This is a genomic window from Bacillus sp. FJAT-27245 (assembly GCF_001273955.1).
Taxonomy (GTDB): domain Bacteria; phylum Bacillota; class Bacilli; order Bacillales; family Cytobacillaceae; genus Bacillus_D.
Window position 1 is genome coordinate 4,365,556 of sequence record NZ_LIGI01000001.1, and the last position, 23,223, is coordinate 4,388,778.

At 42.6% G+C, this 23,223-nt stretch carries 25 protein-coding genes; 13 read left to right on the forward strand and 12 right to left on the reverse strand.

What is annotated here, in order from left to right; genetic code table 11:
* Nucleotides 1-219 precede the first annotated feature (219 nt).
* On the reverse strand, nucleotides 220-1,080 hold the full coding sequence (locus ADU24_RS21330) for a hypothetical protein (RefSeq protein WP_156324656.1): 861 nt from the start codon (nucleotides 1,078-1,080) through the stop codon (nucleotides 220-222).
* Between the two features lie 436 nt (nucleotides 1,081-1,516).
* Here ADU24_RS21330 and yedE point away from each other — a divergent pair, with 436 nt between their 5' ends.
* Complete coding sequence (gene yedE, locus ADU24_RS21335; RefSeq protein ID WP_053368537.1) at nucleotides 1,517-2,749, forward strand: selenium metabolism membrane protein YedE/FdhT; 1,233 nt, start codon at nucleotides 1,517-1,519, stop codon at nucleotides 2,747-2,749.
* A 69-nt stretch (nucleotides 2,750-2,818) separates the two neighbouring features.
* A complete protein-coding gene (locus ADU24_RS22790) occupies nucleotides 2,819-2,998 on the forward strand; it encodes a sulfurtransferase TusA family protein (protein WP_269432253.1) in 180 nt (59 codons plus the stop codon).
* 333 nt (nucleotides 2,999-3,331) lie between these two features.
* On the opposite strand, the gene ADU24_RS21340 is transcribed toward ADU24_RS22790, so the two are convergent.
* The 5 genes from ADU24_RS21340 to ADU24_RS21360 form a co-directional block, all read right to left on the reverse strand.
* Nucleotides 3,332-4,906 (reverse strand): BCCT family transporter, encoded by a 1,575-nt coding sequence (locus ADU24_RS21340; protein ID WP_053368538.1) that lies wholly within the window; start codon nucleotides 4,904-4,906, stop codon nucleotides 3,332-3,334.
* 176 nt (nucleotides 4,907-5,082) lie between these two features.
* On the reverse strand, nucleotides 5,083-6,165 hold the full coding sequence (locus ADU24_RS21345) for a tartrate dehydrogenase (protein ID WP_053368539.1): 1,083 nt from the start codon (nucleotides 6,163-6,165) through the stop codon (nucleotides 5,083-5,085).
* Nucleotides 6,166-6,186: 21 nt separating this feature from the next.
* The gene (locus tag ADU24_RS21350; RefSeq protein ID WP_053368540.1) at nucleotides 6,187-7,638 is read right to left on the reverse strand and encodes an aldehyde dehydrogenase family protein; all 1,452 of its coding nucleotides are present in this window, start codon (nucleotides 7,636-7,638) and stop codon (nucleotides 6,187-6,189) included.
* A complete protein-coding gene (locus ADU24_RS21355) occupies nucleotides 7,631-8,713 on the reverse strand; it encodes an aromatic ring-hydroxylating oxygenase subunit alpha (RefSeq protein WP_053368541.1) in 1,083 nt (360 codons plus the stop codon). Before ADU24_RS21355 ends, ADU24_RS21350 begins: the two co-directional genes overlap by 8 nt.
* Before the next feature lie 56 nt (nucleotides 8,714-8,769).
* Nucleotides 8,770-9,798, reverse strand: coding sequence for an NAD(P)/FAD-dependent oxidoreductase (locus ADU24_RS21360; RefSeq protein WP_053368542.1), 1,029 nt, complete (start codon nucleotides 9,796-9,798; stop codon nucleotides 8,770-8,772).
* A gap of 225 nt (nucleotides 9,799-10,023) precedes the next feature.
* Between ADU24_RS21360 and ADU24_RS21365 the strand changes: the two genes are divergently transcribed.
* Nucleotides 10,024-11,391, forward strand: coding sequence for a sigma-54 interaction domain-containing protein (locus ADU24_RS21365; RefSeq protein WP_053368543.1), 1,368 nt, complete (start codon nucleotides 10,024-10,026; stop codon nucleotides 11,389-11,391).
* Between the two features lie 61 nt (nucleotides 11,392-11,452).
* Here ADU24_RS21365 and ADU24_RS23770 read toward each other — a convergent pair whose 3' ends face one another.
* The 6 genes from ADU24_RS23770 to ADU24_RS21390 all read right to left on the reverse strand — a co-directional run bounded on the left by ADU24_RS23770 (nucleotide 11,453) and on the right by ADU24_RS21390 (nucleotide 14,787).
* A complete protein-coding gene (locus tag ADU24_RS23770; protein ID WP_197277545.1) occupies nucleotides 11,453-11,611 on the reverse strand; it encodes a DUF4253 domain-containing protein in 159 nt (52 codons plus the stop codon).
* On the reverse strand, nucleotides 11,541-11,858 hold the full coding sequence (locus tag ADU24_RS23775; RefSeq protein WP_082307002.1) for a DUF4253 domain-containing protein: 318 nt from the start codon (nucleotides 11,856-11,858) through the stop codon (nucleotides 11,541-11,543). Before ADU24_RS23775 ends, ADU24_RS23770 begins: the two co-directional genes overlap by 71 nt.
* A 94-nt stretch (nucleotides 11,859-11,952) precedes the next feature.
* Complete coding sequence (locus ADU24_RS21375) at nucleotides 11,953-12,348, reverse strand: VOC family protein (RefSeq protein ID WP_053368545.1); 396 nt, start codon at nucleotides 12,346-12,348, stop codon at nucleotides 11,953-11,955.
* 76 nt (nucleotides 12,349-12,424) lie between these two features.
* Nucleotides 12,425-13,162 carry a hypothetical protein gene (locus ADU24_RS21380; protein WP_053368546.1) on the reverse strand — a complete coding sequence of 246 codons (738 nt, stop codon included), beginning with the start codon at nucleotides 13,160-13,162 and terminating at the stop codon, nucleotides 12,425-12,427.
* A 36-nt stretch (nucleotides 13,163-13,198) separates the two neighbouring features.
* Nucleotides 13,199-14,137, reverse strand: coding sequence for a hypothetical protein (locus ADU24_RS21385; protein ID WP_053368547.1), 939 nt, complete (start codon nucleotides 14,135-14,137; stop codon nucleotides 13,199-13,201).
* A 125-nt stretch (nucleotides 14,138-14,262) separates the two neighbouring features.
* Complete coding sequence (locus tag ADU24_RS21390) at nucleotides 14,263-14,787, reverse strand: GNAT family N-acetyltransferase (RefSeq protein ID WP_053368548.1); 525 nt, start codon at nucleotides 14,785-14,787, stop codon at nucleotides 14,263-14,265.
* A gap of 258 nt (nucleotides 14,788-15,045) precedes the next feature.
* Here ADU24_RS21390 and ADU24_RS21395 point away from each other — a divergent pair, with 258 nt between their 5' ends.
* The 10 genes from ADU24_RS21395 to ADU24_RS21440 all read left to right on the forward strand — a co-directional run bounded on the left by ADU24_RS21395 (nucleotide 15,046) and on the right by ADU24_RS21440 (nucleotide 23,054).
* Nucleotides 15,046-15,426: a hypothetical protein gene (locus ADU24_RS21395; RefSeq protein WP_053368549.1), complete on the forward strand. Its 381-nt coding sequence runs from the start codon at nucleotides 15,046-15,048 to the stop codon at nucleotides 15,424-15,426.
* Nucleotides 15,416-15,889: an aminodeoxychorismate lyase gene (locus ADU24_RS21400; protein ID WP_197277546.1), complete on the forward strand. Its 474-nt coding sequence runs from the start codon at nucleotides 15,416-15,418 to the stop codon at nucleotides 15,887-15,889. Before ADU24_RS21395 ends, ADU24_RS21400 begins: the two co-directional genes overlap by 11 nt.
* Before the next feature lie 214 nt (nucleotides 15,890-16,103).
* Nucleotides 16,104-17,117 carry a LacI family DNA-binding transcriptional regulator gene (locus ADU24_RS21405; RefSeq protein WP_053368550.1) on the forward strand — a complete coding sequence of 338 codons (1,014 nt, stop codon included), beginning with the start codon at nucleotides 16,104-16,106 and terminating at the stop codon, nucleotides 17,115-17,117.
* Between the two features lie 6 nt (nucleotides 17,118-17,123).
* Complete coding sequence (locus ADU24_RS21410; RefSeq protein ID WP_053368551.1) at nucleotides 17,124-18,086, forward strand: nucleoside hydrolase; 963 nt, start codon at nucleotides 17,124-17,126, stop codon at nucleotides 18,084-18,086.
* Between the two features lie 22 nt (nucleotides 18,087-18,108).
* On the forward strand, nucleotides 18,109-18,693 hold the full coding sequence (locus ADU24_RS21415; protein WP_053368552.1) for an ECF transporter S component: 585 nt from the start codon (nucleotides 18,109-18,111) through the stop codon (nucleotides 18,691-18,693).
* Between the two features lie 133 nt (nucleotides 18,694-18,826).
* A complete protein-coding gene (locus ADU24_RS21420) occupies nucleotides 18,827-19,576 on the forward strand; it encodes an energy-coupling factor transporter transmembrane component T family protein (RefSeq protein ID WP_053368553.1) in 750 nt (249 codons plus the stop codon).
* A complete protein-coding gene (locus ADU24_RS21425; RefSeq protein WP_053368554.1) occupies nucleotides 19,573-20,436 on the forward strand; it encodes an energy-coupling factor ABC transporter ATP-binding protein in 864 nt (287 codons plus the stop codon). Before ADU24_RS21420 ends, ADU24_RS21425 begins: the two co-directional genes overlap by 4 nt.
* Complete coding sequence (locus ADU24_RS21430; RefSeq protein ID WP_053368555.1) at nucleotides 20,433-21,245, forward strand: energy-coupling factor ABC transporter ATP-binding protein; 813 nt, start codon at nucleotides 20,433-20,435, stop codon at nucleotides 21,243-21,245. The genes ADU24_RS21425 and ADU24_RS21430 overlap by 4 nt, the downstream gene beginning before the upstream one ends.
* Before the next feature lie 16 nt (nucleotides 21,246-21,261).
* Nucleotides 21,262-22,152 (forward strand): ribokinase, encoded by an 891-nt coding sequence (gene rbsK, locus ADU24_RS21435; RefSeq protein WP_053368556.1) that lies wholly within the window; start codon nucleotides 21,262-21,264, stop codon nucleotides 22,150-22,152.
* A complete protein-coding gene (locus ADU24_RS21440) occupies nucleotides 22,152-23,054 on the forward strand; it encodes a DMT family transporter (protein ID WP_053368557.1) in 903 nt (300 codons plus the stop codon). The genes rbsK and ADU24_RS21440 overlap by 1 nt, the downstream gene beginning before the upstream one ends.
* Nucleotides 23,055-23,223: the final 169 nt, after the last annotated feature.

A 23,223-nucleotide genomic window follows, 5' to 3' on the forward strand; every position in this document is an offset into this window, starting at 1 on the left:
CCAATGCGTACAGAAAGCCAAGGCGCAAACAAAAAAACATCTTTTCTGCATTCAATATTCCGATAATAAAACACTACTTAACTAGTATATCACTGTTATTTGGAGATTAACATTTCTACTGTTTAAAAGATGGTAATATTGAAAATTTTCTTTAATAGTTTTTGAGCAAAAATAACCCCCAGGAACTTTTGTCCTGAGGGCTACTTTACTACCAAATAATCATTGCCTTTTTTGGGCATTGGTTTTAAATTCCGAGTAAGCCTGCTTATACTCTTTTTCCGTTACAGCCTTGAATGGGAGTTTGCTTTCGGCCAGCCAAAACGACAGGTCAAAAGTAGTTGCATCACCTTTAAAATTCCCTTCCAACATCGTTTGCTTTCCGTCTATTTTCGTGTAAAGCCTCAGCATTTGTCCGTCTGTAATTCCGTTTAAAGGATAATTGGTTTCTTCATAAGGGCTATTAGGATTCCCCGTGTCAGCCAACATGAGAAGGGAGCCAGAAAGTTCGCCTTGGAGAAGGGCTTCATCAATTTTAAGAAACAGCCAATATGAGCCATTATCCGCCGAATGCAGAAACCCATACGTTTGATTAAGGTCCGAGAAGAATTTCCTTAACCGGGCTTTCTCTTTTTCCTCAGAATGGTACACGGCATATTCATACTCTTGCTGAATTTCTTTAACCTCGTGTTCGATTTCCTTCTGGCCAACAGCCCTGTATGCTTTGGCGGCTTCTTCCCCCTTCTTATGCACCATAAGATTTGACCCGGTAAATGCTGCGGTGTACGTTCTCGTTTTTCCATCCTCGTTCACCTTGAATTCATATCCCATATTGGTCTCTTTTCCACTTAGACGGTAATGTTTTTCCTCCAAAAATGGCGGTTTCCCAATTTCCTCTATTACCTTCATTTGATGTAGATTCCCTTTTACTTTTCCGCTTCGGCTCTTCGCTTCGAACCAGTAGAGAAGGCCATCTTCCCTGTACGAAAATGCCTCAGCCTTGTTCAGAGGGTTCTTTCTGTCTCCAGCCGCCGATACTGCCCACCAGGCCGCTATGCCAATCAGCAGAATGATTGCCGCCACACCCAATCCGAGCGATTTTTTCAGAAAGTGTCCCTCCTTTTAATGTACAAATATCTATATGTTTTTTAAAAAGACCATCCTTTAACGTTATTTAGGTTCCTTCCATTTTATCACATCAGCACTGACCCGATTCCAGACTCCGCTTGTCACTCATCCGCGCTTTCTTTGACAAGTGGAGGCTGGCCAAGCCTGTTAACAGCATTTGAATTGCCTTCTATCTCGCTATTCATCCTTTCGATACTTAATCATTCAACCTATCGATAATTCAAATTGCTCTTGATATAAAAATACCGTTATAGTAAGGAGTAAATTAAATCTTTAACATGCCTAGAACTCCCTAGGCATTTTTGCATGGCTCAATTCTTAATATTCCATCGGGAGACCTTTTAGCAAGGCTATCCCCTTGGAGTTTTTTAAAAAAGGAGAGGCAGGTCTCATGAATCTTTATTCAAAGATATTCAAAGAATATTGGAATCCGTACGTGGCGATTGGCATTGCGGGTTTGGTAAGCGCCTTGTATTTCGGAATTACCGGTACGGTTTGGGCGGTTACCGGCGAATTCACCCGGTTAGGCGGACACATCCTTGAGTGGTTTGGAATGAATGTATCGGACTGGGCGTATTTTAATCTCGTCGGTATGCAAGGGACCCCCATCACCCGGACGGATGGCTGGATTGTCATCGGGATGCTGGTTGGCGGACTGATTACGATCTTATTAAGCAACAGTTTTAAAATCCGCATTCCGAAACAAAAGCGCCGTCTGACACAAGGATTTGCCGGCGGGATTATTGCGGGATTTGGCGCGCGCCTTGCCCTCGGCTGTAATTTGGCAGCATTTTTTACAGGGGTGCCACAGTTCTCGTTTCATTCCTGGATCTTCATGGTGGCCACGGCCATTGGAACCTTTTTTGGCGTGAAGGTCGTAAATACGAAATGGTGGCGGGGTAAACCAGCCTTGATGAAGGGAACGCCGAACCCGGTTGTCACCGAGCACGTCCAAAAAAGGAATATCCAGCCGGTCCTGGGTTTACTTTTTGCATGTCTTTATACAGGCCTTGTTATCTACTTCTTCGCAGCAGGCAAAACCATGCTCGCCGTCGCCTGTATTGCCGGGGCTTTGTTTGGGATTTTGATTGAACGTGGACAAATTTGTTTCACCTCGGCTTTTCGCGATTTATGGATCAGCGGCCGCGCGGTAATGTCAAAGGCGATTGCGGTTGGGATGATGATCAGTGTTGTCGTCACGTATTTCTATATTCAAAGCGGGTCTGTTGCCCTCATTAAAGTCGTTGCACCAAGCACAGCGATTGGCGGGCTGCTATTCGGGTTTGGCATCGTGCTTGCAGGCGGCTGCGAGACCGGCATGATGTACCGGGCTATGGAAGGCCAAGTGCTATACTGGGTAGTAGGTGCGGGAAATATCGTGGGGGCTACGCTGCTTGCTTATGGTTGGGATCATCTTGGCATCTACCATGCGCTTGTAGAAAATTGGCCAAAAGTGAATTTAATCGAGCAATGGGGCCCTCTGGGAGCTCTGTTTGGAACGCTTGCCATGCTTGCTGCTTGGTTCTTACTATCAAATTGGTGGGAAAAGCGGTTCCGTTATGGATCGGGAATCAAACATCCACAATCAGAAAAACGGATTTCCCACGTTACAAAGGAGGCTTAATCCATGTCACAAGTAATTGATGTCAATTACACCCTCGACATTCGCGGGGAACCTTGACCATACCCTGTCATTTATGCGCTGGATGCGCTAAAAACTATGAAAATCGGGGAAGTACTGCAGGTTATTGCAGATTGCCCGCAATCCTTTCGAAGTGTCCCAGAAGAAGCTGTCAAACACGGCTATAAGCTCATGGCTGAACCGAAAAAAGTCGGTCAGGATATCTATTTCTATATTAAAGTCGTTAACTAGCTGACCGAATGATTTAAAGAGTACCTTCTCTCAAAAAAGTACCCTATAGCATTAGACATTAAAGTCTGACTATAGGGTGCTTTTTTAAAATTGATTATCTTCCTATCGTACTTTCGGTATTGAAATCATCGACTTAAATAAGTCTCCATCGATCTGAATCATACATTTCCCATTTTGGATTTCAATCAGGCTTTTCACAATCGATAGTCCCAAGCCTTGGATATAAACCCTTGATCCTGAGAGTCCATAGTTATTGGATTTTATCCAACACGTTGGGCTTAGCAAAATTCAAATAGTGACAACACCACTTCAAAAAAAGCTAGCAGTGGCTCCCTAAGCTTCCTTTGAGAGAATGTTATCTTTGAATGAAATTACTTCTTCTTGTACATCGGTTTCTGCTGCTTCCTCCTGTTCATTTTTCGCCAACATGAGTTTCAGTTCATCCATCAGCCCTTTATACGTTGAATAACACATGAACAGCATTAAAAGTGCTAGAGGTATAGACGTCGCCACGAGGGCTGATTGGAGCCCTGACAAACCACCTGTCATAATTAAAATGCCGGATACAGCCGCGATGACGACACCCCAAATGATTTTCGTCATATGAGAAGGATTGGGATTGCCATTCTCACTAATCATACCGAGTACAAAAATGGCTGAATTGGCAGATGTAATGAAGAAAATGAGCACGAGTACCATGGCCAAAATACTTAAAAATGCACTCATTGGGAAGTAATCAAAAAACTCAAACAAAGCAGAGGTCACATCAGCAGAGACTGCCTTTGCGATCGCCGTTTTGCCCTGATTTTCGATTAAATCAATCGCTGAACCTCCCATAACAGCAAACCACATAAAGGAACCTAGAACGGGTAAAAAAATCGCCCCCATCATAAATTCCCTAATTGTACGTCCCTTCGAAATCCTCGCAACAAAACTTCCTACAAGCGGTGCCCAGGCAATCCACCAGCCAAAATAGAAAAGTGTCCAGTTGCCGATCCATCCCCCATCACTGTACGGTTCCGTTCTGAATGACATACCGATAAAGTTTTGCACATAATCGCCAATGCCCTGAAAGAGAATTTTAAAAATGGATTGTGTTGGTCCAAGCACCAGCATAAAAGCTAATAAAAGAAAGGCTAGAACCATATTTAAATTAGAAAGGTGTTTCATGCCGTTTTGCAAGCCTGAAACAGTTGACCCAAGATAGATAATCGTTACAGCTGCAATGATGATAACTTGGGCAAGAAACCCTACCGGAATGCCCCAAAGATAATTCATTCCGCTATTTACCTGCAAAGTTCCAAAGCCAAGGGAGGTCGCAATTCCAATTACGATTGAAAGAATGACGACGATATCGATAAACTTGCCAAAGGATCCATATATTTTGTTTCCTACTAATGGGTAAAAGGTGGAGCTTAAGGAAGAGGGCAGTTTTTTTCTAAATTGGAAAAATGCTAAAGAAACTCCTACAACGGCATAACACGCCCAGGCGGAAACCCCCCAATGCAGATAGACAAATTGCATGGCCAGCTTCGCCGATTGTTCGGAAGATTCCTTTCCGAACGGAGGATCAATATAGTAAGATACAGGCTCCGCAACTCCCCAGAAAACGAGGCTAATTCCGATAGATGCGCTGAAAAGCATGCCAACCCACGTACTCGTTTTAAACTCAGGGCGATCGGCATCATCACCTAATCGAATATGCCCAAACTTTGATAAACCAATATGCATACAAAATGCAAAGAAGAAAAAAACACTGCCTAAAATGAACCAGCCTAAATTATCATAAATCAAGCTCAAAGAGGAACTGGAGAACTTCTCTAGTTGCTTTGGCGCAATGATGCCCGCGCTTATCAAGGCAATGCTAAAAGCCAATGAGGAAAAGAATACTGTTTTATTACCCTTCATATAAACACTCCTTTTGTAATCATTTAGATGGGAATTTGAATGTAGCGATTTCCTAAAATGGTAAAAGAACTGTTTTATATGCTTTTTTCAGCATTTCAGCTGGGGGTATATAGAATGCGGTGCCATAATCAGGCTGAAATCATATGAAGGATGCCCCTCCATATGATTTCCTTTTTTTACACCTTTGTCGGAATTGTTGATCCAATAATCTCAATAATCCTGTCAGCTACCTCACTAGTGGATGCCGTTCCATTCATATCTGGTGTTAGTACTTTACCCTCTGTCAAAAGCTGTTCAATGGCATCGAGCACCAACTTTCCATACGCTTCATAGCCAAAAAAGTCGAGAAGTTGGCTTGCTGACCAAATCGCTGCTAAAGGATTCGCGATGCCTTGTCCCGCAATATCGGGCGCGGAGCCATGAATGGGTTCGAACATGGATGGGTATTTTCGTTCCGGGTTAATATTGGCGCCGGCGGCCAGCCCAATGCCACCGGCAATGGCTGCACCTAAATCGGTCAAAATATCACCAAACAAGTTTGATGTTACTACAACTTCAAAACGCTTCGGGTCTTTAATCATGAGCATTGCCGCTGCATCCACTAGATAGGATGCCGTTTCCACTTCAGGATACTCAGCACTCACTTCTTCAAAAACCTGATCCCAAAAAACCATCGAATAGTTCAATGCATTTCCCTTCGAGATACTAGTCAGAGACCTTCCCTCTCTTTTGGCGGTTTCAAACGCATAACGGATAATTCGCTCTGTTCCCTTTCTGGAAAAAACACCGTTTTGCAAAACCAATTCGTTTTCTTGCCCTTTAAACAGCCAATCTCCAGCACCGGAATATTCGCCTTCACTGTTTTCCCGGATGAACAACATATTAATATCTTCCCGTTTCACATCCATTAAAGCGGGTTTTGCGCCCTTTAATAAAGTTACGGGACGTATATTCACATATTGATCGAAGTTTTTTCTAATTTTCAGCAATAAATCCCACAACGAAATATGGTCGGGGACGCCGGGAAAACCAACCGCCCCCAAGTAAATGGCATCAAACGCCTTTAGCTTCTCCACCCCATCATCATCCATCATTTTTCCATGCTTCGAGTAAAATTCACAGCCCCATGGAAAATAAGTGAAATCGAATTGGAAATTTGAATCGATGCCAGCCAATTTATTTAATACTTTGATTCCTTCGGTAATCACTTCAGGCCCAATGCCGTCTCCGGGAATTACTGCAATTTTTAGTTTTTTCATTCTAGCTGACTCCCTTTTTTATCAACTATGGTTCCAGACAATCAATTTCATTTCTGTCATCTCTTCCACCGCATACTTAATCCCTTCACGGCCTGTACCACTTTCTTTTACCCCCCCGTAGGGCATTTGATCAACCCGGAAGGTTGGGATGTCATTAATAATAACACCACCCACATACAGCTCCTGTGATGCATAAAGGGCATTTTTTATACTATTTGTGTAAATGCCCGCCTGAAGCCCAAAGCGGGAATGGTTTACCTCTTTAACTGCTTCCTCTACCGACTTTACTTTGTTAACAACGACGACAGGTGCGAATGCTTCCTGGCAGCAAACATTCAAGTCGTGGGACGCATCCATAATAATCGTTGGCTCCAGAATACCGTCTCTCAGCTTTCCTCCAGTTGCAATCCTCGCAGTACTTCCTTCTGTTTCGCCAATCCAGCCCAGCACACGGTCTGCTTCTCCTTTAGAAATTAATGCTGATATATAAGTTTCAGGATCAAATGGGTCACCGATTTTCAGCTGCTTCGCCGCCTCCGTGAATTTCGTTACAAACTCTTCATACATCTCTTCATGTGCATAAATACGCTGCAGGGAAATACATACCTGTCCCTGATTAGAGAATGCGCCCAGGATGCAGCGATCAATAATTTGATCAATATCAATATCTTTATCAATAATCAATGCCGAATTGGAACCAAGTTCAAGTGTCGTCTTTTTTAATCCAGCTTTGCTTCGGATGCCAATCCCAACTCCTGGGCTTCCCGTAAATGTAACCATGTTCACTCGCTCATCTTCAACAATCGCATCCCCTACTGTCCCGCCTGGGCCGGTTACAACATTTAACGCGCCCGCCGGTAGGCCTGCCTCCTCAAAGAGCTCAGCAATGAAAAGCGCGGAAAGCGGTGTCTGAGAAGCAGGTTTTAACACAATCGTGTTTCCGGCTGCTATCGCCGGCCCTACTTTATGAGCAACAAGATTCATCGGAAAATTAAAGGGTGTAATCGCCCCAATTACGCCAATAGGCTCTCTTACTGTATATCCAATTCGGCCAACTCCGCCTGATGCCGCATCGAAAGGAATTGTTTCGCCATGAATCCGTTTTGCTTCTTCAGCCGCGAACTTATACGTCTCAATTGTTCTAGCAACCTCTGCTTTGGAGAACCTGATTGGTTTGGCCGATTCACTTGTAATGACGGCAGCTGCTTCATCTAACCTTTCTTTTAAAAGCGCAGCCACCTTTTCCAAAATCTCCGCACGCTTAAAGGCTGGCATTTTTGCCATGACCCTGCGGCTGCTGTATGCAGCTTCGATTGCTTTTTTTGTGAGCTCCTTATTCGCCATAGCAATTTGAGCTATTTCTTCCCCGGAATAGGGGGAGCGCAGTGATGCGTATTGATCTGTTTCTACTTTTTGTCCATTGATTAGCAGGAACTGTTTCACAGAAGTTAATTCGCTTACATGTCTATTCATTGAGAGCCTCCAGGATCATTTCATGAAATTGAAGGATTGCCTTTTCGGATGACGAATACCTGCCTTGTTTAAATGCACGGGATCGGAAACCAATTTGCTCTAGTTCCACAAGTTCAATATCTTCCTCGCGAACCTGCTCCGCAAATGTCATCAAATCCTTTTCTTCCTGCGATAGGTTTTCATCCCGGAAATAATAGGTGTATACAGCCAATGATGTTTCGTGATCAATTGGAATCATTTGAATCGTCGCCATATTGCCAGGTCCCGGGTAAATAGTGACCATCAAATTCGGCCACAGCCAGTAAAAGGAACCGCCTTGCATTTCCGCTTCATCTAGATTAACAGTCCCATATTTCTTATCCGGTTTCACAATTGTACCTTGGATTGAATAGTTGTCACAGGTAATGATTTGGTAGTCATTCATATCCAGCGCCGCAACGAAACTTGGATGGGCAACATGGCAATGGTCGCACTCCAAAAAATTGTCTATATACGCTTTCCAGTTCGCTTTTACCACACGAGTTCGTTGGTGAGTTCTTTTTAGCTCGCTTAAAAATGGAAACTTGGCCAATTTTTCAAAGAAATCGCCGTATGACTCGCTTAACGGCTTTGCATGATCATCAAGATTCACAAAAATGAGTGATTCCACAATGCCAATGCGGACAGAACGTAAGCAAGCATCTTTTACGCAGGCCTCTTCATCTCCCCGGAAGTTGGGGGCCTTATTCAACTGGCCATCAAGCTTAAAAGTCCATCCATGATAGCCGCACTGAAATATTTTCCTGTTTCCTGCCTCTGTTCTTTCAAGCTTTGTCGCGCGGTGTGGGCATACATTGTAGAAAGCGCGTACTACTTCATCTTTTCCCCGGGTGACAATAATCGGTTCTTCGGCTACTTCAACTGTGAAAAAATCCCCGGCTTTTTCTACCTGGCTAACATGGCCGACGAGCTGCCATGATTTCGAAAATACAACATCCATTTCCTTTTTCAAGACTTGCGGATCTGTGTATTTGTCATAGGGCAGCGTTCTTTCAAATGTGCGGTTCGTTGCGTTTTGTACTGGATTATAGGCCATTATTTTTTCCTCCATACTATAGTCATTTTTTTTGCATTTCACATAAAAACAGATTTTTAGCTTGAATATACTGATTCATTACTTTTGTCTTTTTTGTCCATGATGCTTGTACTGTGAAGCGGCTGTACTTTTGATTTGGGATCTATGTAGACCTTGGCGTTGCTTACGGCTGTTGGGGCTTCTCCAAAACCGCTTGCAATCAGCTTCACTTTTCCTGGATACGTGCAAATATCCCCGGCGGCATAAATCCCTTTTATAGATGTTTCCATTTTGGAATTGACAGCAATAGAATTCCCTTCGATGTTCAAGTCCCAGTTTTTTATCGGGCCAAGCGAAGAGACAAAGCCGTAATTGACAAGGACCTCATCGACTTCAATTTCCTTTGACACTCCACTACTCACTTCTGTTAAAACGACTTTCTCAACCTTGTTTTTTCCTATGAGTTCGACCGGAATATACGGGGTTAAAACCTCTACCTTTGATTTTCTCAGTAATTCAACACTATGTTCATGTGCCCGGAACTTATCTCGCCTGTGTATGAGCGTCACTTTTTCTGCTATTGGCTCAAGCATTAACGCCCAGTCAACTGCTGAATCACCGCCGCCGAATACAGCAACCTTACTTCCGGAAAATTGATTCAAACCCTTGACGAAATAATGTATATTAGCGCTTTCAAAATTTTCTTCGCCCAGTAATTTCAGCTTACGCGGTTGGAAGGCACCATTGCCGGCAGTAATAATGATCGCTTTCGTATAGTGAGTTCCTTTGTTCGTCATGATGGCAAATGATTCATCCTCAAGGCGGACGATACTCTCTACAGATTCCTCCAAACATACTGCAGGCTTAAACTGATTCATTTGCATCAATAAATTATCAATAAGCTCGCCTGCCCTAACCTTTGGAAATCCAGGAATATCATAAATGTATTTCTCAGGATACAACGCGGACAATTGCCCGCCCAATTGGGGGAGACTTTCAATTATTTTTACGGAAATTTGGCGCATTCCGGCATAAAATGCAGTAAATAAACCCACCGGCCCCCCTCCGATAATGATAATATCAAATGGTTCTTCCCGCTCTCTCATTGCTTCCCTCCCTATACTTTGATGAAAAACATGTACCGCTTACTAAACTTAAAATAACTTACACTCTTACTAATGCAAGTAACGTGCCAATGTTGTTAAACCACTAACTAAACGTAAAAACTAATGCAAATATGCTGAATATTAAAATAAAATGAGTTAGAATTGACTCCATATTGCTTTTACTGAAGCAGAAAAAACTCACTTTTTAAGGAGAGGACTTTTTATATGAAAAGAATGGAGCACAAAGGCAATCTAGAAATGACTGTACAGACTCTATTAAAAATTCTTGATCATTCCTCTGATGAAATATTTGTCCTTGATGGTGAAAAGCGGGTTCTTTATGTCAATCGGGTTTGCGAAAAGCATTACGGGCTTAAACCAGCGGATGTAATTGGAAAATTCAATGTCGAACTGTTTGAAAAGGGTTATTGGAAGCCTTCAATCGTACCAGAGGTGTATAAGAGGAAAGAACCTTGCTATATGAGGCAGGTAACGAATATTGGCGCCGAGCTAATGACCTCGGCGGTGCCTATATTGAATGAAAAAGGGGAAATTGAGTTAGTCGTTATTACCTCAACTGAGGTTCAGGCAATTAAAATGATAAAGGCGAAAGAAGGACTTGATGAGTCAAAATCCGCTCAAGCGTTTAATGAAGAAACTCTTATCGTGACCAATAGCGATAAAATTAAGGTACTGCTGGCGTTTTGCAAAAAAGTAGCCCCGACCGATTCAACTATTATGATTCTCGGGGAATCAGGAACAGGCAAAAACGTATTTGCCCACTATATACATAAAATTAGCAAGCGGAATAACGGACCGTTTCTAGCAATCAACTGCGCCGCAATTCCGGAAGAGTTATTGGAGTCCGAGCTTTTTGGCTATGCAAAAGGGGCCTTTACCGGAGCCAGTAATCTAGGGAAACAAGGACTGCTGGAGGCCGCTAATGGCGGGACGTTATTTTTGGATGAGATTGGAGAAATGCCTCTATCCGTGCAGGCCAAGCTTCTGCAGGTCATTCAGGAAAAACAGTTTATCCCTGTAGGAAGCAATAAAATGAAAAAAGTTGATATACGGGTTATGGCGGCAACAAATAAAAACCTGGCTGATATGGTCAAAGACAAAGCCTTCCGTGAAGATTTATATTACCGTTTGAATGTCATTGATATACATTTGCCTCCGCTATCTGAAAGAAAGGAAGATATTATCCCGCTTGCTTACAACTTTTTGAATAAATTTAATAAAAAATACAATCAAAATAAAGGGATATCGGAAGAATGCCTAAATATTTTTGTCCAGTATTCCTGGCCGGGAAATATCCGTCAGTTGGAAAATTTAATGGAACGGTTAGTAATTGTAAGCGGTTCACTGATTCAACCAGCCGATTTGCCAGAAATTATCAATCAATCTGTCGGAGAGGTTATTCCGATTCCAGCCTCTTTGGAAAAAGCTCTTGATGATACGAAGCGGATCATTGTGAGAAAATCCTATCAAACACACAAATCGTCGAGAAAAGTCGCAAACAACCTCGGTATTAGCCAAACGAAAGCAGCAAGCCTGATCCGTAAATATTGCTCGGATTTGATAAATGTATAAAAAATTCCCCGCAGCCAAGGTGGTGTCGCGGGGAATTTTCCTGCCTTAGCGTATCCTTGTGTTAATCCCACCAAAAATACCAAGTTGACGAATTTATAAGCGTTCCTGCTAGAGCATTAACTGTTCCAACCCCTTGCCAAACGATATCACTACAAAATCCAAATTGTTCCCAAGCGAGTTCTACAGATTCTTTTTTGTGTCTTAGGTGGGTTCTCGACAAATAATTCCCATACATCCACATCAACTAAAGCAGGAGTAGCCCCATATTGCTCGTACCAGTATTTGAATAATGCTACTTGCTCCTCTGGCATAGGGCACTCATTAAATCCCCCCATCGGAACCCAAGCAGCTACCTCCCAAGGTTTGGCCGTTGGAATTTTCGCGATAATTATTTTCTTATTTATACGCTCTTCAATTGAAAGAAAATGGCTGCTTTTCTGTTCCTCGATTGAAAAATCGCCAGTAATATCATCGTCTTCATCTTCGGCTCTCCTAAAGGCTTTCCTCTATTAGAGTAGTCATCAAGTAGTAAGTCTGTTAGGTTTGCTTAAAGCGGATTTATTATTGTCTTTTTGCAAATGCCAGGATATGGCCATCAAGGTCCATACCATACGAAACAACGTCTCCCCATGATCTTGCAGATGCTTTGCTTATCCCGCGCCCTCCCGCTTGAACCAATTTAGTATAATATTCTTCCGGGCTATCCACATATATATAGATTTCACTGCGCGGAACTCCACTCGCTGTTTCAGGATGCGGGATTTTCCCTTCAAGCACGTTAAAAATCCCTTTTTCTGGCATGATCCCCAGAATTACTTTAGGAGCTATTTCAAATTCAGTCATCCCCGGGACATCCAAAATTGCCTCTTTTTCTAAAAGACTTCCATAAAAAGATTTTGCCCTATCCTGATCGCTAACGTACAAAATGAACATAATATTTCCTTCTTGAGAAGTCATGAACCGGCACCTGCCTATTTTCAATTTCCGGTTAATACTCTTGAGAAACTATGCAAAGCCCATACCTTCTTTATGCTCACCTTTTCGGCACTACTTTCATTCCGGCCAAACCCACCCCAGCACCCAGGTCTGCATAATCCAAACGAGGATCAATTGCCCATTCTTTTGAAAGGATTATTACATGCTCTTCATCTGGAAAATTTGCCTCGCCATTGTCCAAATCAGTGTAATTAAGGTTATGCTTCAACTCTTCGGAGGTAAATTCGCCCTTGTTAATCAAGACCTCGTCGCTCTCCCCCAAATAACCATATGCCCTGATGATCTCACCGTTCTTTGCCCTTCCCCAGGCATGGTAATCAACAACCCGATGTGTTCCGAAATAATAGGCTTCACCATATTTCTTGCTGAGATGCTGAATGGTTTTTAGCGGATTTTCATCAGTTGGATCTGTCATGTCCGGCATAAGCGAATTAGCCACAATGGTCCACCCCCTCACCGGTGGAGCAACAAAATAGTATCCATCATACGCACCTTCTATCCCTGTTGACCAATTAGCGGGCTGGATATTTGTTAAATTCAAATCTTTAGCAACTTCATCCGTATTTTCAGCCTTAATAACAAACCATTGCGACTTATAACCAAACCCCACTGGCATATCCGGTTTTGCATCAAACACACGTGCCTCTGCCGTTTTCCTAAATGAATTGACTGGTTTGTCATCCCCATTTACTCTATTTGAATTTGGTTTGTTTTTAACATAATAGAATATGAATACTGCAACTATTAATAATACAATGTAGAAAAATGGTTTCATCGTTTCACCCATTCTATTTGGAGTGTGAATCCCTATTTATAAATTCTCTACGATCTCCCGCTTTTCCTGTATGACAGTTTCAAGCTGTTTCAGAACTTCCATGTACTTTTTATCTAGCTTTGTTAAAACTTCGGACACCTTTTGATTTTGACTTCTTGTTTCGTATACCATCTCGCTGATTTTGTTCTGGACGATATAATCGATTATGAAACCATCGAAGAAAAAGTCCGCAAACTTTAACGTCCCTGAAACGTTGATATTAATGAATGCCTCTTCTTTTACATCCATTAATTCCTTTTGAAAACGGCGCATACTATTCTGCGCCCGGTATAGGTTTTCTTGGGCATCATCAATATGCTGATGTTTTTTGATTGCTGAAATGGTCCCCCCGCCAAACAAATCGAAGTGTCCCCAGGCTCCGGCACGATCAAGGGATTCCAATGCATCAGCAAGGGCGCCTTTGACATTTCTTCCAGCATCAATTGCCTCTTTTAATTCCGTTAGGCTGGTTGTAAGGTCCCCCTCCGCTTCAATCAATTCAAAAAGTTTGGTTGCAAAAGGCGATGTGCTCTCTTTGATCATCATTTCCTTCTGCTCAAGAAGTTGCTGATATTCGTGCTTTGAGGAATTAAGCTTTTGCAGTTTTTCAAGGAGCAAGTGTATTTCTTTATCAAGGACTTCTTTTATTTTCCGGGCTTCCACTAGCTTAAGCTGTGCAGCAATCATCTCCTGTCTTTCTTTTGATAGTTTGTCCTCCTTTGTGCCTGCAAGAGTAGAAAGCAAATAGGATATACTGAAGTTCTCGAGCTTCTTAACATCCTGTTCCTCAGATTCAAACTGGCTTTTCAGTTCAGCAATCCTTTCTTCAATCATTGCAAGTTCCTGCTCATAATCCGCCAGCTGCACCCGATATTTAATGTCTTTACGCAATTCTCCTTTAATTTCAACCAGCTTTGCATTTATTTCTGAAAACAATGAAATCCCTCCTTTTAGTATGATTGATATATGGCCAAAATTGAAATGCGTTTCCTGAATATGGTTAAAATTAGCTAACAGACAAAAAAACGCCCGAAATTTGATTCAAGCGTGCAACTAAACATTTATTCTATATATTTAAAATTTGAAACTCCTTCTTTGGTTAGCGTAAAATACACCAGTTGATCAACCAGCTCTTCGGACTGGATAAAGCCAAGCTTGTTCAATAATTGCTGTGAAGGTCGATTGCCCGGTTCCGTTGTTGCTTCTATATAATCCAATTTCATTTGTTCAAACCCCAATTGAATAATTGGCATGGCAGCTTCCAGCATATACCCTTTTCTCCAATGGGACGATGCTACATCAAAGCCAACCTCTGCTTTCGATTTCCCCTGGGACTGGCCCCAACAATGAAACCCGCATGTTCCAACCAATTCCCCTGTTTCTTTAAGAAACATTCCATACCGGCATCCGCTATCCCGGATGTGGAACGAGATAATTTCGGCAGCCTCTTCCCTGTTTTTACACACCCCAATATCCATAAACTCAACTACAAGCGGATCGGAAAAATGGCGAAATACTGCCTCCGTGTCTTCCAGGGTCAACTCTCTTAAATGCAATCTTTCCGTTTCCAAAACCGGGTACCTCACTAAGTCACTTCCTTTCAGGTTTTCAATTCAGTTCATGCCGATTGCCTTATTTTACCATATTATAGCATTTTCTTGAATGACCCTTTTATAAAAAACGAAGGATTGTAGTTTGCATGTCTAATAAACTTTTATGGCAGCACACTGGATTGGAATAAACAAACATCGGCGACTTTTGGTCTTACTAATGAAAATCACCGTATTTCCCTGTATAATAAAAACTTGTGAATCTACATACAACTTGAGAAGGAGGTATGATTGATGGAATGGACACTTGCCGGATTATTTGTACTATCCGCTTTACTACTAATTGTTTCTATCCTGAGATCAACTCACGCAGCAAAGGCTCAACACAACCAAATCGATCAGATTCATATTTCTATAATGGAAGAAATCAATGCCCTTCAATCATCCATTCGAAACATTGAGCTTGACCAGGAAGTATTCATGAAAGAAGCTGGTATACGGCTGTCTTCTGAAGAAAGGATTTTCATGCGTGAAGTGCTTGACTTATATGAACGTAAATATTCAATTGATAGCATTGCAGAAATGAAAAACGTCGATTCAGGTACAATTCAAAATATGCTTGCACCTTATCAGAAGGCGAAGGTTGAAGGGAGAAAAATTGCCAATGAGAATTAACTTATTGAGCAGCTTTGCTGCCGGAATGCTACTAACAACAACAATTTGTTCAGCTGTTTACTTTACGGCCGATACACCAAAGGCTTCCAGTAAAACGGTAAAAGTTGAAACATCCGAGGCCGAGATGAAAAGCAAGCTTGAAACAAAAGGTTATGTGGTGCAAACGAAGGCGGATTACGACAAGATTTTAGCGGATGCAAACGCTACAGTCCCGAAACAAACGAAGCCTGTAGAAAAAACGCCAGATGCCAAACCTGTTACCAAAGTAATCATTAATGTTACGGATGGCATGACAAGTATCAATGTCGGAAGAATGCTGGTTGAAGCCGGAATTGTCAAGGATGCCTTTGCATTCTCCAAAGATATCGAGAAGAAAGGTCTAATGAACAAGTTGCGCCCTGGGGTTTTTGTCGTAGACAGTTCAATGACGTACGACCAGGTTGTTTCAACAATATTTAAATAGAAGTGAACAATAAAAAATACTGCGCCAGCTGGCTGCAGTATTTTTTTCATCTCATTGGTTCAGGGATGCTCTGAGGTAATCTAAATATGAGTAATTATCAAAATATATTGACAACTAAAAACGCATACATTATTCTGAAAGAAATTAAGAAAGCGTTTTCGTAAAACGTTTTCTTTACTAATCTCCAAACACTATATATTGAGGTTGATTTTCCATGTCTAAGTGGACAATTAAGGACATTGCCAAGAGAGCGGGGGTTTCCATAACGACCGTCTCCAGGGTATTGAATCAAAAAGAGGAGGGGATGTCGGAAAAAACCCGGGAAAAGGTGTTAAACATTATTAAGGAAGCCCAATACCAGCCTAATCAGTTTGCAAGAGGATTGGTTACTAAGCAATCGAAGTTGCTCGGCCTTATCGTTCCAACAATTTTAAACCCCTTTTTCCCTGAGCTTTGCAGAGGGGCTGAAGATGAAGCAAATAAACGAGCTTACAGCCTGGTTATTTGTAATTCCGACGATAAATTGGAAAAAGAAGAGCATTATTTGCGTGTCCTGAAAGAGCAGCAGGTAGATGGCATTATTCTATCAAGTAAAGATCACCTTTCACCCGAAAGTGAAAAGCTTTTAATAGATGGGAATATCCCATGTGCGCTTCTTGATAGAGTTATAGAAGGAAATAAGTATGCTGCTGTTTTTTTAAACAATGAATTGGGCGGTTATTTGGCCGGCAAACATCTTACCGACCTGGGCCACCGAAATATTGCCTGCATCTCGGGGCCAATTTCCATTTGGAGTGCTTTTGAACGTGTAAAGGGTTTTCGCCGGGCACTGCGAGAAGGAGGAATAGATTACAGCACTATTCCCGAAGCAGAAGGTAATTTTACGACACAATCAGGATATGAACATGCGAAAGATTTGCTGATGAATAACAAGATTACCGCTTTATTCGCCTGCAATGACCTAATGGCATTTGGAGCCTATCAAGCGGCTTATGAGTTGAACATTAAAGTACCAGAGGAACTTTCGGTCATCGGATTCGATGATATTCCATTCGCCTCTTCCCTGCTGCCGAAATTAACGACCATCCGGCAGGATACGTATGAAATGGGACGAAAAGCGGTGGAACTTTTAATCAATCAAATTGAGTTAGGAAAGACAGAGTCGGTCCAATTTCAACCAGAACTCATAATAAGGGACAGTACAAGCCGCTTATCTTACAAGGAGTGAATACATTTGACCAAAATACCCGTTATCATCGATTGCGATCCTGGTATCGATGATGTGATGGCCCTTCTGCTAGCTTTTTCGGCTGAAAATCTTGACATCAAATTAATTACAACCGAACCCGGCAACCAAACACAGGATAAAACAATATATAACGCACGTGCCTTCACGAGTTATATGAAACAGGACATTGAAATTTCCAGAGGACTGGATGCGCCCTTTTTTCGAGTCCTGGAAGTTGCGGACGAAGTACATGGGGAAAGCGGGATTGGCAATATCGCCCTCCCTGAACCGAACCTTCCCGAGAGTCCTCGTACAGCGATTGATGCCATAAAAGAAACACTGTTAAGCAGCGATGAGCCCATTGTCCTGATTGCGACAGGGCCACTGACAAATATCGGGGCGCTTTTCCTGGCGCATCCTGAAGTGAAACAAAAAATCAAATACATTTCCTATATGGGAGGGGCGGCTGTCGGCGGGAACATGACACCGACTTCAGAATTCAATGTATACGTTGATCCGCATGCCGCGGAAATCGTCTTCCGCTCCGGTGTTCCAATTGTAATGAGCGGGCTTGATGTTACGCATAAAGCCTATCTGACCTTGGAAGACGTCCAGCAAATAGAAGCTCTAGATTCCGACTTGGCGAAAAAAATAGTTGCGATGCTTACGTTTTATACTCATAAAGCAAAACGGACTGCCTTCCACGAAGAGCATTTTGAGCGATTATTTCGCCTGCACGATTTATGTGCTGTCTCTTACGTCATCACCCCGGAACTATTTGAAGGAGATGATTGCCATGTAGAAGTGGAGTTGGAAAGCCGCTTGACAGCTGGTACAACCGTTGTTGATTACACCCAGAGGACAGGACTGCCAAAGAACGTGAAAGTGCTTCATACTGTCAGGCGGGAAGAATTCGTGCAGCATTTTTTTGAAGCAATAAAGAAAATGGACCGTCTCATCGGTCAATAAAAAACAAAGGGGGAGAAAACAAATGAAACGCAGTATTAAGAATGATTTTAACATGATGGCCATGTTATTGATTCCAATCGGCGTTGCCATCAATATTGTCGGGTTCCAATTAACCAATGTATTGAGGCTCCCGATCTTCCTAGATACGATTGGAACAATCCTTATCGGCGTCATCGCCGGGCCATGGGTTGCTCTTGTAGCCGGACTTGTCACAAACCTGATTAATGCAATCTTTAATCCAACTTTCTTACCATATGCATTGACATCAATGGCTATTGGGGTTGGGGTTGGCTATTTATCGAAAAGCGGTATGTTTAAAACGATTCCAAAAACGATTGCTTCCGGTATCATTGTTACGTTAATTGCAACAATTGTTTCCGCGCCGATTACGGTATTGGTCTTTGGCGGCGTAACGGGAAGCTCATCCTCCCTAATCACGGCGGCATTCCTTGCTACAGGACAGCAGTTATGGACAGCTGTATTCTCGTCCTCGATTATTACGGAAATTGCCGATAAAATTATCTCTGTTCTAATTGTTTATTTCATTGTAAAGAAGATGTCTAAACGTTATTTATCAAAAATGAATTACGGGGACTTATATTTGTAATCCAGCAATACTTCTCAAATGGGTCCTTATCAAACCCGCTAATCACTTGCGAGAATAAGATATCATCTGTTCCTCCCCTTCCCCTCTTTTTTCCAGGAATGGAAGGGGTATTTTTTTATACGAGGTGGTTGTGATGAACAAGAACTTTATTTTGAACCTCCATCCAATGACAAAGCTTTACTTTACACTCTTTGTCATTGCCGCAGTCCTCATATTCCCTAGTTATGTGTTCGCATTCGCAGTATTTCCAGGATTGTTGATTGTCGCCGCTATTTCCGGGCCACATATCTTAAAGGAGTTTATTGGAATTATCCTTAAAGCGCTTGTTATCCTGCTCATACTCGTTTTTCTAATGCAGCTCTTCTTTTACCCCGGCGAAACAGTAATCGGGGAATGGGGAATTTTTCAATGGACAAAAGAAGGTTTCGACTATGGCCTGGTTTTGACTTCAAAAATACTGGCAATTGGCTCCGCCTTTATTCTGTTTTTTAGAATCACTGAAGTGAAGGATTTCGTGAAGGCTCTTGAAGATATAGGATTGCCGCCGATGGGAGCATATATTGTTATGTCAACCTTGCAAATTATTCCGGAAATGAAACGCCAGGCAAATACAATTATGGATGCACAGAAGACGCGTGGGGTGGAGACGGAAGGTTCAATGCTGGTAAGGGCAAAAGCATTCATACCAACCTTAACCCCACTCATCCTCTCGTCCATTGCCAGCACGGAAGAAAGAGCAATAACGCTGGAATCACGGGCATTTTCTGCCCCTGTGAAAAAAACAAGCTTGTATAAGCTTTCGAAAGGGCCGGCAGACCGGATGCTCCCTTTTGCATTTCTCCTCATCTTGGTTGGATTAATCATCTGGAGAGTGGTATCATGAATCCCATTATTGAATTGAAAAACGTATCATACCGTTATCCGGTTGGAGATCACCATGTTTTAAAAAATATCTCCTTTACAGTTGAAAAAGGCCAGTTTACAGCAATTATCGGAAACAATGGGTCGGGCAAAACAACGCTATGCAATACGATAAGGGGCTTCATCCCCCATTTTTACAAAGGGGATATTCAAGGTGACGTTGTCGTTGATGGAAAAAACATGGCCGACTACCAGTTAGGCCAGCTTGGGGAAAAAATTGGCTACGTATTCCAAAATCCATTTATTCAAATCTCCGGTGTAAAGGATACCGTTTTTGATGAAGTTGCATACGGCCTTGAAAACCTGGGGGTAGAGGAAAATGAAATTCGCAGCCGTGTGGAAGAAATCCTGAAATTGGTGAAAATAGAACATCTCCGGGATAAAAAACCTTTTGAACTATCGGGGGGGCAGCGCCAGCGTGTGGCACTCGCCTCGATTATCGTAATGGATCCCGACATTTTGGTCATTGATGAGCCGACTTCCCAGCTTGACCCGATTGGAACAGAGCATGTCTTTGACATCATCCGGTTGATGAAGGAAAAAGGAAAAACCATTCTGCTTGTCGAGCATAAAATGGACCTGATCGCAGAGTATGCTGATGCTATTATCGTTTTGCATGATGGGGAAATTGTCTTGCAAGGCCCTGCACGGGAAGTTTTCGCGCATCCTGATTTCCCTAAATACAACATCCAATACCCTCATGTAACCGAAGTTGCCCTGCAATTGCAAAAAGAGGGTATACCGTTAAAATTTGTGCCGATTCGCGACCAGGAACTGGCGGATAGCATAGGCTGGAAGCCAGTGAAGGAGGTTACACCATGACTGACGTGAGATTGGAAAATGTGAGCTTCTCTTATCCGGACGGAACGAAGGCTTTGGAAAATCTGACGTTGGCCGTCCATGCAGGCCAAAGGGTAGCCATAGTCGGGCAAAATGGGGCAGGGAAAACAACGGCGGTAAAGCTCATGAATGGACTTTTGAAGCCGACTGAAGGAACCGTCCATGTCGGTGACTGGAATACGAAGGACTATACGACAGCCCAAGTATCACGCAAAGTGGGATATGTGTTTCAAAATCCTGACGATCAGATATTTCACAATGATGTTGAATCGGAAGTCCGGTTCGGTCCAAAAAACATGGGATTTGCCGATGAACGAGTCGAACAATTGACAGAATGGGCTTTAAAACTGTGCGGTATTTACGAATTAAAAGAAGAAAATCCTTATAACCTTCCTTACTCAACAAGGAAATTCGTTACGGTAGCTTCGGTATTGGCAATGGATTCGGACGTTATTATTTTGGACGAGCCGACAGCCGGGCAGGATAAGATTGGCTTGCAAAGAATAAAAGGGATTCTGGACGACTTACAAGAAAAAGGGAAAACAGTCATAACCATTACCCATGATATGGAATTTGTTACGGAACACTTCTCAAGGATTATCGTAATGGCGAATCGCCGACTCGTGGCTGACCAGGCAGCGGCACAAATTTTTTATAATCAGGAAGTATTGGCTAAAAGCATGCTGAAGCCGCCCGCTGTTACAAATATGGCTAAACTATTGGATTTGCAAAAAGGGATTTTAACAAAACAGCAATTACTGACTACGATTAAGGGACAGCTTGGTTCATGATCGGGGGTGCGCGCATATGAACATTTCAGTTATCGGCAGCATTAATATGGATCTTGTTTATCGGGTTCCCCATATTGTGAAGGAAGGCGAAACATTGCATAGCTCTACCCATTCCGTCCATTTCGGTGGAAAAGGGGCGAATCAGGCTGTAACCGCCAGCCAGCTTGGAGCAAACGTTTCTTTTATCGGAAGTGTTGGAAACGATGCATTCGGAAAACAGGCAAAAGAAAATTTGGCAAACAACGGGGTCAATATAGCGTCGGTGAAAGAAGAAGGTTCGACTGGACAAGCGATCATCCAGGTTGCCGATTCGGGGGAGAATTCGATCGTCTTATACCCTGGAGCCAACTTCCAGGTCACACCTGAGCAGATTGAACAGGAAACCGAGGTTATCCGTAACAGCGATGCTCTTCTGCTCCAGCTAGAAATACCTCTTGATTCAATTGAAAGAGCGATTCACATTGCCGCCGGCCTTGGGAAAATCATCATTTTGAATCCGGCTCCGGCGAAGCCATTGCCGGATTCCTTATTAAAGAGAGTCTCAATCCTTACGCCTAACGAAACAGAGCTTTCCCTGCTTACCGGGATTGAGCCGAAGACCGAAGAAAAACTGGCGGCCGCTTGCCAGGTCCTCTTGGATAAAGGAATTGGGACGGTCGTTGTTACGCTCGGTTCAAAGGGCGCCTTTTACAAAAATAAGGATGAGCAAGGATGGGTAGAAGCGGTTAAAGTAGATGCAGTCGATACGACTGGAGCAGGGGATGCCTTTAATGGCGCCCTCGCAGTATCCATTGGCGAAGGGAAATCGTTATCTGGAGCAATACGGACAGCAGCCAAGGTAGCTGCCTATGTTGTAACGAAAATGGGGGCTCAACAACAACTCCCAGATTTTATCAGGAATAATTGATGAAGCCGCTTATTGTTTTACTCATTTTAAGCGTATTATGGGGCTCTTCGTTCCTTTGGACGAAAGAGCTCCTTCCATTATTGGAACCACCAACCATCGTCTTTTTCCGGTCACTATTCGGCTTAGCAGCACTCGCTCCTTTCCTTTTGCTACGGAAGAAGCAGCCTTCCAAAAGACAACAAATCAGCCCGTACTTTTTGTTGGTCGTAGCTCTTGGAGCAGCAATCCCATGGACAATATTGGGTTTTGCGTTACAAGGAATCGATATCGGTTTGAGTGGGATTTTAAACGCAACAACCCCAATGTTTACAGTTGCTTTTTCAATTTTTTTATTAAAAATCAAACCACAATGGTTTCAATTAGCCAGCTTAACACTAGGATTTATTTCCGTCCTTTTGCTGTTTTCTACATCCGGCCAAGCCAGTGGCAGCCATTTTTCAATGGCTCATGCACTTCTCATGTTTATCATCACGATTTCCTATGCATTGAATACTATTTTTATTAAAAAAGATTTCTCAAGCATCCCTCCATTAAAACTCGGAGCCTGGACACTGTTCGTGTCGGCATTCATCAACGGAATCATCAGCTTAACAATTGAACCAGCCGCCTTTTTACACTTGGCAAATCTTAAGGTGGGTATATCACTCGTAATACTTGGCTGCCTGGGCTCTGGATTAGGATATGTCATCTATTATTGGCTTATTTCTGTGGGAGGTCCACTGTTGGCAATGATGGTCACTTTTCTTACCCCTTTTGTTTCTATCGCCCTCGGGGTTGCGGTTCTTAAGGAGCCCATGCATTACGGACTTGTAATAGGACTCTTTTTCATGATCTTAAGTCTGCTTTTTATGAATTATCCTGTCTGGGTGGCGGGAAGGCCAAAGGCAAAACAGACAACGTAAACAGGATAGAAACAATTCCGGGGCCGATAGGATAGCCGAAATTCTTAATTACTCCATAAATTCTTCATATATTTTAAAGAGATTGGAACCTTCCAATCTCTTTTTATTTATTACAATCATCCCCAGATATGGTTTAACTATTAAAGTATTTTTTCAAAATAAAATTCTT